Origin of the sequence: Acinetobacter stercoris (assembly GCF_900323515.1) — a bacterium.
Lineage (GTDB): Bacteria > Pseudomonadota > Gammaproteobacteria > Pseudomonadales > Moraxellaceae > Acinetobacter > Acinetobacter stercoris.
Genome location: NZ_OOGT01000088.1, coordinates 1 through 14,847, shown reverse-complemented (window position 1 = coordinate 14,847; position 14,847 = coordinate 1). Strand labels below are relative to the sequence as shown.

The window sequence follows — 14,847 nt, the reverse complement described above, 5'->3', positions numbered from 1 at the left end:
GATTTGTTTGTTGTTGAATTTATTAATAAATATTTAAAAACTATGCTTTTAAAAAAAGCAGGTGATGTATAGAACAATCATTAAAATTCTAAGGAATCTCCTATGAACAAATATATTTGCAGTCATAAATTAAGAAATAAATCATTGGTGGTACAGGAAAAAGCATCATTTATCCTCAACCGTATTGTATCTGCACGTCTGGCATTAATCTTTGGAAGTGCTTTGGGTACAGTATTTATGTGTATGCCGCATGCCTATGCCGAGATTACTGGTGGGTTGACAAGTTCAACACAACAAAAAGAAAGTACAGATAACTCAGTTTTGCCTGTTATTCGGTTAAAGGCTGAAAATAATGAGGTTTATGCGGGCGGGCAAATAGCGTCATCGAGCAATATTGGCTTTCTTGGCAATAAAAAATTTATGGAAACCCCATTCAATACTGTCAGTTATACTGAAAAATATGTTGCTGATAGGCAAGCAAAAGATATAACGGATGTTATTGCAGCAACTGATCCATCAGTATTTACCAATGGTGCAAGTGGTGCATGGAGTGAAAACTATTATATTCGTGGTTTTGCTTCAAATACCAATGATATGTCGATGAATGGATTGTTTGGGATTACCCCATTTTATCGTACCTCTCCTGAAATGTTTGAACGTGTTGAAGTTTTAAAAGGTCCATCGGCACTACTCAACGGTATGCCACCTGCAGGTTCTGTCGGCGGTACAGTCAATCTGGTCACTAAACGGGCAGGAGAGGATCCCCTCGCAAGATTGACGACAACTTATATGTCCGATTCGCAGTTTGGGGGACATATAGATGTGGGGAGACGTTTTGGTGAAAACAAAGAATTCGGTGTTCGTTTTAATGGTGTCTATCGTGATGGAGAGGGGGCTGTAAATCATCAGGACAAAAAAACAGAACAGTTTGCTTTAGGGTTAGACTGGCGTGGTGAAAAAGCACGTATTTCTGTAGATGCATATGATGCTGAAGATAGGATTGATGGGCAAACAAGAGGAATCAGCCTTAATTTGGATAAATACCCAAATGTGGGTATCCTAAAACCGCCTAAGGCAGATACATTACTCAATCCAGATTGGGGATTTGTTGAAACCAAAGATAAAGGTGCGATGATACGCGGTGAATATGATATAAATGATAACGTAATGGCTTATGCTAATTATGGTCAAAGTAATACTAAGTATAAATATAACGGTACAATTTCATCAGAAATAAAAAATAACCAAGGTGATTTTAAAACGACTTTAGCTCAGCTTGCTTTTGAAACTGATAAAAAGTCTGCAGATGTTGGGCTTAAAGGGAACTTTACAACAGGTTCAATTGGTCATCAATGGGTTGTAAACATGACCTATTATAAACATAAACAAGATGACTATGGGCGCAGAAAGTCTGGTGAATGGGATACCAATATTTATAATCCTGTTTGGGGAGCAAATATACCAATGAACACTCCTTTTCTATTTCACTCAACATTAGAGACAAGTAGCTATGGACTAGCTGATACTTTGTCCTTCGTTCATGATCGGGTGCAACTCACTTTAGGAGCACGCTACCAAACTGTAAAACCAACCAGTTCTACTAATACACAAGCACAATATAGTAAATCTGCTACAACGCCAGCGGCTGCTTTACTCATCAAAGCTACAGATAAAGTTTCTGTATATGCAAACTATATTGAAGGTTTAACGAAAGGGGATCAGGCACCTATCACAGCAGATAACCGAGGAACAATATTACCTCCACAGAAAACCAAACAAACAGAGCTGGGAGTGAAATTTGATCAAGGGTCATTTGCGCATACCTTTGCAGTTTTTGAAATTAAGAAACCGAATAGCTATTTGGAAAACAACTATTTTTCTGCAAATGGAGAACAACGAAATCGTGGTATTGAATGGTCATTCTTTGGTTCACCAATTGAAAATGTTCGTTTAATGGGGGGGATGAGTTATATAAAACCTGAGTTGACCAAAACACAAAGAGGTGAAAGCAATGGTCATATCGCACAAGGTGTCCCAAAAACGCAAGCAAAATTGGGGGCAGAATGGGATACACAAGTCTCTCAAGGGATTCTGACCTTGTCTGGTAATGCAACTGCGGTTTCAAAACAATATATTAATCAATCAAACACATTACATGTTCCTGGTCGAACATTATTAGATGTAGGGGCTCGTTATAGTACCAAGATTTCTAACCATCCTGTGACGTTTCGTGCCACTATTAACAATTTAACCAATAAAGCGTATTGGGGCATGCCACAATTATCTGACTTGGTTTTAGGTGCACCGAGAACATACATGCTATCAGCATCATATGATTTTTAATTGCTTGAAATAGATACATTAAAAAACCCGCTATTTTGCGGGTTTTTTTATAAATAAGTATTTTATTTAGCTAAACCGTAGTGCTGGAATGATGACTGTTTTGGTATACGGTAAACTTCACGTTCAAGTAACTGATTTATGATGACAGAGTTCCGTGTAGCCCCAATACCTAAATCTGGAGAACCTACACCTTGTTGAAAGATTTCAGAGTTTTGGATAAAAATACGCCCTTTGCCCTGATCACAGCGTAAAGCAGTAAAGTCTTCCTGCACGATGCAATCCTTTTTTTCATCAGTTGCTAAAACTGAACCTTTCATGTTTTCAAACCATGCGGGCCAATCATGCACATAACCTGTAGCAGTAACGATAGCGTCTGTTTCAAAATGGCATTTTTGCTCTAATTGTGTATGCAAACACGTTATGCGTAGAGAGCCCGATGAAAGTATTTCAATAGATTCGACTTCACAGCTTGAATATAGACTTAGGCCAGAGTTTGCATCACCAACAGAGCGCTCATAAAGAATATCGTATATATCACCGATGGTTGTAAAACTGATTCCTTTATAAATGAGACCTTGATTTGCCGCAATTTCACGCCGTTTTTCTCTTGGCAAACTCTGGAAGTATTGCATATAAGCTGGGGTAAAGCATTCCTGTCCCAGTTTTGAATATTCCATAGGATGGAAGCCTGCGGAACGAGTAATCCAACGGATTGACGCACCAGCTTCTACCTGTTCAGGAGTAAGAGCATTAAAAAGTGCCAGAACACATTCGGCTGCACTTTGACCAGAACCGATGATTGTGACTTGTTTACATTGTTTTAGCTGTTCCTGAATTTGTGCAAATTCGGCAGAATGTATCACCATCGGGTGTTTGCATGATGCTAACCATGTCGGAATTCTGGGTTTGGTTCCAATGCCAATAGCTAAATTTTGACTCATATATTGTTGTTTTTCGCCCGTATGAGATTCACTTTCGACAATAAATTTATCAAGCTTTGAGTCATATTGAACATCATTAACATTTTGCCCGAATTGACAGGCAGGTAATTGCCTAGAAGCCCAGCGACAATAATGATCATATTCACGACGAGGGATTAGAAAACTATCGTAATAATAAAACTGATGTAAACGGTCATGTTGATGCAAGTAATTGATATACCCTAATGGATGACAAGGATTTGCCATAGTGACTAAATCTGCAAAAAAGGGAACCTGTAGTGTTGTACCTTGTAACAAGAGTCCTTCATGCCAACGGAACTCTGGTTTTCGTTCTAAAAATACGCCTTTGACATCAGGGTGATGAGAAAGTAATGCTGCTAATCCTAAATTGAATGGTCCAATACCAATTCCAGTAATATCTATATTTTTCATGTTTATACTTTATGTAGTTCCGAAACGGTTAAAATTCAAATTGAGTGTTAATATTGTGCAATTAGTTTTTCTACTTCTGTCACATCACGGCAATGGATGAGCTGAGCGGGAGAAAGTTGAATTGCATAAGTTTCATTGATACGTTGAGAAATGATCTTTAAATGGTGTGGACGTAGTCCCATATTGATGAAATGTGTCAAATCATCGAAGGAAGCATTTTCAGGTTGACCTAGAGTTTCTAAATAAATATTTAATAATTGATTACGTTGCGATGTTTTTTCTTTAACGGTTGTTTGCTCCCTGATGATCTGATTTTTTAAACTATAATTATTGAAATAGTGCCGTTTGCTTTGCAGTTCGGCAAAATGATCTGAAAGCTCAACATTAAATACTCCACTGTGAGTAATCTGATCAATTGCATATTTAAGTGCATTCAAAAAATCATCAATCATTTCTGCTGAAATTGCAGCTTCAGCGTAGTCAATATTGAATTGCAAAGCACCATTACTTTGCATACTAAAGCGGATATCAATTGCGACTTGAGGTGTTTGAGTGAGCCCATCTTGTTGTTTTATAAGCATAGATTCAGCAAGGACAGGCCATGATAGACCATTGGTAATAACCACAGGTAATACAGGGCCTGAGCCCGATTTTTCAAAGAGAAGTCTGGCCAGATCGACGCCAGAAAATGATAGATGTTGTAATCCTTCTAGAATATCTGTTTGTAATAGAGTTGCCTGTTCAACCATATGCTGGGAATGCTTCCATTCAATAGCAATAAATGTCGAACTATTTGAAAATGGTCCTGCATATAATGGCAATGTTGGAACAGCTACACATAATGAACCATCATGACTCCAGTAGGCAAGTACCTGTAAAATAACTGACATGATTACAGAGTTTTTAAATAAGGCTTGTTTTGCACCAACTTTAGACATTTGTTTAAATTGGTCTGGAGCAATGACAAGGCTCTTACGCTGATAACGTGATGTTATTACATCTTGTAAAGATGCATCCCATGGAAGCTGTGGTGCATGGGCAACTTGAGACAGCTTTTGTTCCCAATACGCCATGTCAGACTGGCGCTGGGATATGTTGTTTTCACTTGTCGTTACTACAGTTTGTTCTTCAATTTCATGCTGTTGACCATCAAATAACTCAAGCATGAGTGCTGCAATCGATCGACCATCTAAAATTAAGGCATCGAAACGTACAAATATCGTCAAAAGATGATCTTTTAATAAAAATACAGTGATGTCCCAAGGTGGCTGGTCAAGATCAAAAAGTGCATGAGTATAATGATATTTATGTGCTTGTATATGTTGAGCAGCGAGTTCAGGAGTTAAGGCAGTTAAATCAATTTCAGTGAGTTGAATAACTTCTTGGTCACTCACAAACTGAATCAGTTTATTTTTATCAATATAGGTGCGTAAACTTTCATGACGTCGTACCATTTCAGTCAGTCGTTGTTTTAATAACACTATATCCATGCTTCCGTGGTACTGACGGAATTCCTGCATTGCTACACCACCAAGTGGTAATGAAGTCGTACGCCCCAATAAATACGCTTTTTGTAGTGTATTTAAGGGTTTTTGCATATTTGTTTCTTTTGATAAAGAATGGTCTAAATGTACAAGAGGTGTGTTTAATCGTTCTGGTTCGGCTGCTACTTGTTTGAGAAGTGAACTAAATGAATGAAATAAATCTGTAATCCAGTCTTTAGGCAGGGCATCTATGCGGATATCCCAATTAATTAAAATTCCACCATCCATGTTCGCAACTTGTACATCCAGTGCAACTTGAGGCCCTTGAGAAATAGTCCAATTCATTGAGCCAAAAACATGTTTAACGCGTTCTGAAAATAGTTCACCTTCTGGTAGGTCTAATGCTGAGGTAAATACAACAGGAGCCAGCTGGGCTGAGCCATGATAACGTGATAAGTCACGCATTACGTTGACACCTGAATAATGTGAATGTTCAAGTAACTCAATCATCTGACTGGCAATTTGTTTACCCAGTGCCGCGATTGTATCAACATGAGCCATGTGCACATTCAAAATCACCAAATTCGCAAAATCACCAATCGTCCGTCTTATATCTTGGTAAAGTAGTTCACGCCAGAAAACAGGAACATTTAATCTAAAACTCAGATCTTGAGTTGATTTGTGTAAGGTAAATGCGAACAGGCTTAAGACTAAACTGGAAAGAGTAATCTGCTGTGATCTTGCCAGTTGTTTTAATGCGTTTCTTTCAGCAGGTTGTAACCAGGTATTTAAACGATAGCTTTGGGCTTTTGCTGATTCATTACCACAAAAAGGTAAAGAGGGGGCAGGGGCAATATCAGCAAGGCGTGCTTTCCACCATAAGCGATCTCTATTGCGCAATTTTTTAAAATCCGCGTCTGAGCGAACCTTGTCATACCAATTAAAAAAAGAGGGTGGAGCTAAAAATACCGTATCGATATCTTCATAAAATAATGCAAGGTCTTCCATGAGTCTGCGGAAGCTGGATGGATCTATCGCGATCATATCTGTATCGACATGAAAACGAAAAATATTATTTTTAAAAAGGCTTATGGAAAACTTTGCAGTTTCAGCACGGGTTAAATCTAATTGTTGATGAGTCCATTGCTCTCTTTTTTGTAAAAGTTTTTGCTCAAGCTCATCACTACTGAGCATTGAAAAATCATCAATTTCTAATCTTGGAATATGTATAAAAGGGACAATATTTGGAATCCCATCTGCATTTATGTTTAACCTCAGTAGTTCATGTTCTTGATAAAGTCGTTCAATTGCTGAATTTAGTCTATTTGTATCAATAAATTGTCCATCAAACTCAGCATAAAGATGAGCAGAAACTCCGCCCAAAATTGCGTTATTAGAGCGCCCAAACCAACAGGCTGCTTGCATCGAAGTTAATTCACTCATTGCACGATAACTCGGTTGACAAATTAATCTTGTTTAAGCATCATACAAATAAATGATAATGATTACTAGTTGCATTTGTTAATTGTTTTCATATACCTTTGCAAATACACAGATTATTTTTATCTCAAGGCATTCCTTTTGATGGTATCCAGATTTGATCTTCATCCCAGTATTTCAAAGGAAATAAAAAAACGAGTTAGATCTATAGCTTGTGAATGAATAACCAAATTGAATATTTAAAATGATATGAAAAATCTAAAGATAGAATTTACGCCTTGGCCAGAGGAAAGGGCGAAGCTGTATAGAAGTAAAGGTTATTGGATCGACCAGCCTTTGACACGCATATTAACGACAAGTACAAAATCTTATCCTGATTCTCCCGCAATTATTTGTGGAGAGCGCATTTTTAGTTATGCAGAATTAGACCGTCTATCGTCTAATTTGGCTTCTCGATTGGCTGAGAAAGGGTTAGGTCAAGGAGATACTGCATTGGTTCAGCTTCCTAATGTAGCTGAATTTTATATGGTATTTTTTGCTTTACTCAAGGCAGGGATTGCTCCATTAAATGCTTTATATAGTCATCGTCAATATGAACTGAATGCTTTTATAAAACAGATTCAGCCGAAACTGTTGATTGCATCAAGGCAGCATGAAGTTTTTAGCAATGACGTATTTATCCATGCACTTGATGAATCAGGTTTAAATCCTGAAATTATTTTAATGCTTAATCATGAAAACAATGAGTTGGCGTTGTCTGAGTGGTTAGAAACGCCATCTGATACTTCTTTAAATTTTTTCCCTACACCAGCAGATCAGGTTGCATTTTTTCAATTGTCAGGTGGTAGTACAGGAACACCAAAGCTTATACCTAGAACTCATAATGACTATGATTATAGTGTTCGTGCGAGTGCAGCCATCTGTGCTTTAACACCAGATACACGACTGCTTTGTGCTATTCCTGCCCCACATAATTTTATGCTGAGTTCCCCTGGGGCATTAGGCGTTTTTCATGTGGGCGGTTGTATGGTGATGGCAGCTAATCCGGAACCATCAAATTGTTTTTCAATCATTCAGCGTCATCAAGTCAATATGGCATCTCTGGTGCCTAGTGCAGTCATTATGTGGTTGCAAGAAGCTCCACAATATTTAGATCAGATCCAGTCCTTAAAATTGTTACAGGTAGGTGGGGCAAGTTTTCCTGAATCTTTAGCGCGTCAGGTTCCAGTAATCTTGAACTGCCAGCTACAGCAAGTGTTTGGTATGGCAGAAGGATTAGTCAATTACACCCGATTAGATGATCCTGATGAGCAAATATTTACCACTCAAGGTCGACCAATCAGCCCAGATGATGAAATCAAAATTGTAGATGAATCGGGGCAAGAGGTTGCAGAGGGTGAGGTTGGAATGCTTGCAACTCGTGGCCCTTATACTTTCTGCGGTTATTATCAAAGTCCTGAACATAATTCACAGGTATTTGATCAGGAAGGTTTTTATTATTCTGGTGATCTTGTTCAACGAACTGCAGACGGTAATTTGCATGTAGCTGGACGTATTAAAGATCAAATAAATCGTGGTGGTGAAAAGATCGCTTCTGAAGAGATCGAAGAACTGATTCTGTTACACCCTGATGTTATCCATACAGCGTTGGTTGCTATTGGCGATGAGCAATTTGGTGAAAAAAGCTGTGCATTTATTGTTTCTCGCAGTACTGAACTCAAGGCAATCACACTCAGACGCCATTTAATGAAGCTGGGTATTGCACAGTACAAACTTCCAGATCAGATCAGATTAATCGAAAGCTTACCACTTACCGCAGTAGGCAAGGTGGATAAGAAACAACTTCGCAGTATTTTAAATACATCAAAAACATCTTGAATAAGTATAGAGAAATATATGGCTATTTCAAAAATTTCCAATTACACAATCCCCACAAAAGAAAGTTATCCAGATAACAAAACAGATTGGCAGCCTGATCCAGGTAGAGCCGTATTATTAATTCATGATATGCAACGTTATTTTTTAAATTTTTATGATCAGGAAAGTGAACTGATCGAGACGCTGATTAATAATCTGGTACGTCTTAGACAATGGGCATATCAGCATAATATCCCTGTTGTATATACAGCACAGCCTTATGAGCAACCTGCCGCAGATCGTGCATTACTTAATGCAATGTGGGGATCTGGCTTGCCTGCTTCAACAAGGGATCAACAGAAAATTATTGATCAACTTGCCCCTTCGGAAAATGACCTTGTCTTGACAAAGTGGCGTTACAGCGCTTTTAAACGTTCAGATTTACTTGAGCAAATGCAAAACTGGAATCGTGATCAGCTCATTATTGGTGGTGTCTATGCACATATTGGCTGCATGGTCACAGCAGTTGAAGCATTTATGAATGATATACAGCCATTTTTGGTGGGTGATGCAGTTGCCGATTTTTCTGAAGAAGAACATCGTCTGGCTCTGAAATATGTCTCTTCACGCTGTGGTCAAGTTATTGATACTAAATCCTTAGTCATTGATGCCCCAAATATTATGACTCGTCAGTGGTTAGAACAGAAAATACAACAGCTCATAGAAGAAGATGAATTAGATCCAGAGGAAAATCTTATCCTTTATGGCTTGGACTCTTTGCGCATCATGCAGTTTGCATCCGAGCTTAAAGGACAAGGAATTAATGTCAGTTTTGAAGAATTAGGACGTAACCCATCTTTATCAAACTGGTGGTCGTTGGTTGATGCAAGGCAAAGGATTGCGGGATAGGAGCTTGTCATTATGTGGCACAACGCAAATCGTAGTCGCTAAATTTATGCACAAAATTTAAATCTTATATAGCGACTCCTTAGACGATATCTAGTCGTCATGGCAACGGAGCAAAAAATGATTTTATCGCCTACTGATCAAGACAGAATAGAAGGCTTTTGGAATTACTGCTTAAAACATCAGTACTTTAATATTGGTTATCCAGAGTCTGCTGATTTTGATTATTCTGCCTTATATCGATTTTTTAAATTCTCTATAAATAATTGTGGAGATTGGAAAGACTATAGTAATTATGCTCTAAATTCCTTTGATTTTGAAAAGGATGTAATGCAGTATTTTGCTGAAATCTTTCAGATTCCCTTTGAAGAAAGCTGGGGTTATGTCACTAATGGCGGTACAGAAGGCAATATGTTTGGTTGTTATCTGGCACGCGAATTATTTCCAGATGCGACCTTGTATTATTCCAGAGATACGCATTATTCGGTGGTGAAAATTGCCAAACTATTGCAAATGAAAGCATGTGTGATTGAATCATTGGATAATGGTGAAATAAACGTAGATGATCTGATCAACAAAATCCAGTCTCATCAAGAAAAGCATCCCATCATTTTTGCCAATATTGGTACAACCATGACCGGTGCAATAGATGATATTGAATTGATTCAAAAACGATTAAAACAAATAGGAATTCAGCGACGCGATTATTATATTCATGCTGATGCTGCATTGAGTGGCATGATTTTACCTTTTGTTGATCATCCTCAGGCATTTTCTTTCGCTGATGGTGTTGATTCAATCTGTGTATCAGGTCATAAGATGATTGGCTCACCTATTCCTTGCGGAATTGTTGTCGCTAAACGTCAAAATGTAGACCGAATAGCAGTAGATGTTGATTATATTTCCACCCGCGATCAGACCATTAGTGGTTCACGTAATGGACATACCGTCTTGTTGATGTGGGCAGCAATACGTAGTCAATCATTTTTACAGAGAAAACAACGGATTCAACATTGTCTAAAAATGGCAGAGTATGCTGTTGGTCGCTTTCAAGCAGCAGGCGTACATGCCTGGCGTAACCTGAATTCAATTACAGTAGTTTTTCCATGTCCTTCAGAACATGTTTGGAAAAAACATTATCTCGCAACTTCAGGCAACATGGCTCATTTAATTACCACTGCACACCATCAAGATAGTCAGAAAATAGATAGTTTAATTGATGATGTTATTTTTAATCTGCAAGGTGAGTCCAAACGCTCAGCCTGTTTTTAGTCAAGTCAAGCAATCAACTCCGATCGGATAACTATTAATTTAAGTACCTGGAAAATAATCTAAATATAGCTTAGGAAGTGATTTATGCAATCTAACATTCAACAAAAACAAGTTTTATATAATATTTTATCTGATCTACCAACGGAAAATCATAACCTTGCAATCTATTTTAGGTTTAACACATCTCATGTTTTATCAATAATCATCAAGAGAGGCGAGCATGAGTGATTTAAGTCTGGGGCGTTTAATGATTGACCCTTCATTAGCACCAGCATTTCGCCCTGCATTGCCTCAATTATTGGCGGGAACTTTAGCTGCTGTATTTTCTGGTTTAGCGATGTTGGCAGCACTTTGGTGTATGGTTCAGCTAGTGGGTAATCTGACGTCGTATTGGGTGATATTATCTGTCGGATGCTGGCTCACCGGAGCAGCTTTAGCAGCCCTCGCATCATGGATCGTTCATTATGCTGAAGCAGGGTTTTCAGCCCGATTACGTCGTCAGGTTGCTCACCATATCACTCGATTACCCGCGACCACACTTTCAAAACAGGGAGATCAGACTTTAAAGCGTTTGGTTTCAGATGATATTGCCACATTGCATTATATGGTGGCTCACTTACCTTCAGAAATTGCTATTTTTGCTGTTATCCCATTGGTTTCCATTTTTCTGTTAATGATACTGGTTGGACCTGTGGCACTCTGGGTTTTGTTACCTGGAGCGATTGCTTCATTGTATTATCTGATCATTGTGCCACATGTATCTAAACGAGATGGAGCTGCACGTATGCAGGTCATGCTCGATATAATTGCGGCGGCTGATGACTATGCACGTGGTATTCGTGACAATCGTATTTATGGTCAACAGTCGGGTGCATTATCTTCCTATACCCAATCTACACAGCACTTTACCAAGAATATGGTTTCATGGGTCAGCAAAGTGGCAACACTTGCAGCTATAGCAGTAGCGTTGTTACAAGCAGTGGCAACCTTTGCCATAGCCTATTTTGTAGCTTATCAATATGACACGATGACACTGGCTGCAACACTTTTCTTTAGTCTAGCTATTGTTACTCCATCACTGCGATTAGGGCATGGTCTGGATTATGTTGCAGCAGGTCGTGCGGCAGCAAGTCGTTTATCTGCTTTTTTAAAAGAACCAATACTTACATCAGGACATATACAACAACTTGAAACTGACTCAGCATTTGAGATTGTAGACGCAAGTTTTGTGATTGATGGTCAGTGTGTGTTTGATCAATTGAATTATTCATTTCCAAATCAGTCCATTACTGCTATTACAGGGCCAAGTGGTGTAGGGAAAACAAGCTTGTTGAAGGTGCTTGCAGGTTTAGATGTCTTGCAAAAGGGACGTGTCCAGTTTGCAAAAACCGATTTATCACAACTTAATGAAAAGCTTAGGCATCAACAGATATTATTTATCCCTCAGGGAGGAGATGTATTACCAGCTACAGTAAAAGAAAACTTAGCCTTATCTGCTGTTAATGCAGATGATCAACAACTTGAGCAAGCATTACTTAAAGCCCAATTAAAAATAGATTTAAATACAGATGCGACCTTGCTTTCAGGTGGAGAAAAACAGCGGGTTGGGATAGCACGGGCATTTTTAACAAATGCCTCCGTTATTCTGTTAGATGAACCTACAAGCGCACTAGATCAAGCAAATTCCACAAAGTTAATGCAGCAATTACAGGATTTGGCTAAGCAGAAAAATAAAACAATTGTTATGGTGACACATGATTTGGCTTTAGCTGCCGAGGCTGATGCCAGATTGGCACTTGATGTGATCAGTGATTCAGGAAGATCTTTATGAGTATTATTAATAAGTTAAAAAAAGATCAGATATTTTCTATGCTTCCTCGGGTCGCCAGGAAAAGGCTAATTGCAGTTGCTATAGGCTGGATCATGGTTGCTGCAATTGAAGCAATAGCCTATAGCGTATTGGCTTTTGCAATAGTGAATCACTATGCACCAAACTGGGTATTCATTAGTGCGGTTGTCGCTATATTAATGACTGTCATTGTTACACGAGCTGGATTTTTAACTGGTGTGCGTTTAGCGGGTGATTTATTTGCTGAATTAGGTAAATCTTTAGCGCGAGCCAAACTTTCTTGGTTTGGTAGTGAACAACGTGCCCAGATTAAAACCATTGCTGGGCAAGGAATACCAGGTTTCATGAGTATTCCTGCGCATCAATTGCAAACTTTTTTACATGCGCCCTTGATGCCGCTATTTTTATTGATCGGTATTGCAACCCTTGCTGGATTAAATGCTGCGTTAGTGGCATTGTTTCTACTTTTAATTTCTTTATCCGTTCAATTTCTGGCTCAACGTTCATTGATTCGAGCTGATGCAAGACGTAATGGTTCTGATTTAAGTGCGTCACAGGCAACCTTAGAGTTGGTCGATCATATTGAACTCTTGCGAACAGCAGCAGGTCCAGCTGGTGCAATTCAGCGAATAGAACATCGCTGGGTAGAACAAGAAGCGATATTAGCAAGCATTAATCGTGTTGCAGCATTTGCCACTTTTATCGCGACTATAGCAAGTGTTTTGCCTATAACTGGAATAGCGATTTATCTTGTAATGATCGGGACAGATAATGCAGCTTTGGTTCTGGCATTACTCGTATTAATTGGACGGGCAGCAGCACCACTAGCAGAACTTGCCACTGCAGGATTAAATATAAATGATCTGTTTGCAGCACTTCGAAACTTCAATCAGATCACACATGCACCTGAGTTACCTGAAGCATTACATTCTAAAGTACCTGTTGGTTTTGATATTTCAGTCCAGAATGTCAGTTATAAACCAGCGCTTGAGCACATTTCATTTGATATCCTGGCAGGTGCAAGAGTATGGGTGACTGGACCAAGTGGTAGTGGTAAAAGTACATTGCTTGAGTTACTTACACGATTCGATGATCCACAAAAAGGGCAAATTACTCTTGGTGGAATATCACTTGACCAAATAAAGTATGAAGATCTGGTTGAAAATATTGCCTATGTAGCTCAAGAGCCGATCCTGTTTACAGGAAGTTTGGCTGAAAATATTCGCATCGGTAAATCTGATGCAACAAAAGCTGAGATTGAAACTGCTGCAAGACTTGCAGCACTAGGCACAGTCATCGATCGCGCAGCGGAAGGAATAGACCAATCAGTAGGGCAACAAGGCACCGCATTATCAGGTGGTGAGCGGCAACGTGTTGCGATTGCTCGGGCATTGCTCAAAGATGCGCCAATTTTAATCTTGGATGAAGCAACATCTGCACTCGATGAAACAACTGAGCAGGAAATTGTCAAAACGATATTGGGGGTGAGTGCTACGGTTATTTTCGTTACACATCGTGATGCAAGTATCTGGCAACCTACTCAGAGCATAACATTAAATTCTGCTGTTTAGCTTTAATATTATAAATTACCTAATTCAAGCATTTTTCCATGATAAAAGTGCTTGAAATATGGAGAGTTATCAAATGAATACATATCGATGTAATATGTTTTGTTTGCCACCAGCTGGAAGTAGTGCAAGTATTTATCACTCATGGAAAAAAATCATCTCTGACAATATTCGGATTATTCCTATAGAATACTCCGGTCATGGTATCAAAATAAATGAACCATTAATTGATGATCCAGACCTTCTGGCAAGCCAGATTGTAGACCAGATATCTGTTCATTCAGAGACATCTTTCATCTTGTTTGGGCATAGTGTTGGGGGCGGTTTAATTTGGAAGGTTTTAGACCATCTTGCTCAAAAAAATGTTATTGATCAGTTGAAATTGATTGTTATAAGTAGTCGTCCTGAGCATCAGTATATTCAACATATGCGCTATAAACATGAGCTCAGTGATGAAAAAATTATAAGTGAATTGAAGCGATATAATAATTTTCCTGATGAAATTTTAAATAATAATGAAGCCTTGGCATTTTTTCTTAAAATCATTCGCAATGATTTTTATATTAGCGATCAACTATTAAGTGAAAGTATAGATAAAACAGAAGTACCTATTATTGCCTTTTATGGTAAAGATGATCCAGATATTCCAGATCAAAGTGTCATGGATGCATGGCAGCAACATACTGAAAACTGGTTAGGCTGCGTTGAACTAACAGGTGACCACTTCTATTTTTTAAACAGACATACTTTAATTC

Annotated in this window: 9 protein-coding genes; 7 read left to right on the top strand and 2 right to left on the bottom strand. The window is 38.6% G+C overall.

The features are described 5' to 3' along the window. Window positions 1-102 precede the first annotated feature (102 nt). Window positions 103-2,343, top strand: a complete 2,241-nt coding sequence (locus KPC_RS10550) for a TonB-dependent receptor (protein WP_121974339.1) — start codon at window positions 103-105, stop codon at window positions 2,341-2,343. Between the two features lie 62 nt (window positions 2,344-2,405). Here the strand turns inward: KPC_RS10550 and basC are convergent, their stop codons facing one another. Then, entirely contained in the window at window positions 2,406-3,716 is a 1,311-nt protein-coding gene (gene basC, locus KPC_RS10545) for a putative histamine N-monooxygenase (RefSeq protein ID WP_121974338.1), read from the bottom strand. Between the two features lie 47 nt (window positions 3,717-3,763). After that, window positions 3,764-6,667: a condensation domain-containing protein gene (locus KPC_RS10540; protein ID WP_228212223.1), complete on the bottom strand. Its 2,904-nt coding sequence runs from the start codon at window positions 6,665-6,667 to the stop codon at window positions 3,764-3,766. Window positions 6,668-6,889: 222 nt separating this feature from the next. Between KPC_RS10540 and basE the strand changes: the two genes are divergently transcribed. The 6 genes from basE to KPC_RS10510 form a co-directional block, all read left to right on the top strand. Continuing rightward, entirely contained in the window at window positions 6,890-8,518 is a 1,629-nt protein-coding gene (gene basE / locus KPC_RS10535; protein WP_121974336.1) for a (2,3-dihydroxybenzoyl)adenylate synthase BasE, read from the top strand. Between the two features lie 18 nt (window positions 8,519-8,536). Next, window positions 8,537-9,406 (top strand): isochorismatase, encoded by an 870-nt coding sequence (locus KPC_RS10530; protein WP_121974335.1) that lies wholly within the window; start codon window positions 8,537-8,539, stop codon window positions 9,404-9,406. Window positions 9,407-9,523: 117 nt separating this feature from the next. After that, window positions 9,524-10,675, top strand: a complete 1,152-nt coding sequence (locus KPC_RS10525) for a histidine decarboxylase (protein WP_121974334.1) — start codon at window positions 9,524-9,526, stop codon at window positions 10,673-10,675. Between the two features lie 220 nt (window positions 10,676-10,895). Then, window positions 10,896-12,506 carry an ATP-binding cassette domain-containing protein gene (locus tag KPC_RS10520; RefSeq protein WP_213065892.1) on the top strand — a complete coding sequence of 537 codons (1,611 nt, stop codon included), beginning with the start codon at window positions 10,896-10,898 and terminating at the stop codon, window positions 12,504-12,506. Further along, window positions 12,503-14,095, top strand: a complete 1,593-nt coding sequence (locus KPC_RS10515; protein ID WP_121974333.1) for an ATP-binding cassette domain-containing protein — start codon at window positions 12,503-12,505, stop codon at window positions 14,093-14,095. The genes KPC_RS10520 and KPC_RS10515 overlap by 4 nt, the downstream gene beginning before the upstream one ends. 73 nt (window positions 14,096-14,168) lie before the next feature. Beyond that, the coding region (locus KPC_RS10510; RefSeq protein WP_146196640.1) for a thioesterase II family protein at window positions 14,169-14,847 on the top strand (679 nt) is incomplete at its 3' end.

What these genes read in the sequence shown, in the direction of transcription:
- KPC_RS10550 (WP_121974339.1), top strand. Translation starts at nt 103, where the DNA reads ATGAACAAATATATTTGCAGTCATAAATTAAGAAATAAATCATTGGTG.
- basC (WP_121974338.1), bottom strand. Translation starts at nt 3,716, where the DNA reads ATGAAAAATATAGATATTACTGGAATTGGTATTGGACCATTCAATTTA.
- basE (WP_121974336.1), top strand. Translation starts at nt 6,890, where the DNA reads ATGAAAAATCTAAAGATAGAATTTACGCCTTGGCCAGAGGAAAGGGCG.
- KPC_RS10530 (WP_121974335.1), top strand. Translation starts at nt 8,537, where the DNA reads ATGGCTATTTCAAAAATTTCCAATTACACAATCCCCACAAAAGAAAGT.
- KPC_RS10525 (WP_121974334.1), top strand. Translation starts at nt 9,524, where the DNA reads ATGATTTTATCGCCTACTGATCAAGACAGAATAGAAGGCTTTTGGAAT.
- KPC_RS10520 (WP_213065892.1), top strand. Translation starts at nt 10,896, where the DNA reads ATGAGTGATTTAAGTCTGGGGCGTTTAATGATTGACCCTTCATTAGCA.
- KPC_RS10515 (WP_121974333.1), top strand. Translation starts at nt 12,503, where the DNA reads ATGAGTATTATTAATAAGTTAAAAAAAGATCAGATATTTTCTATGCTT.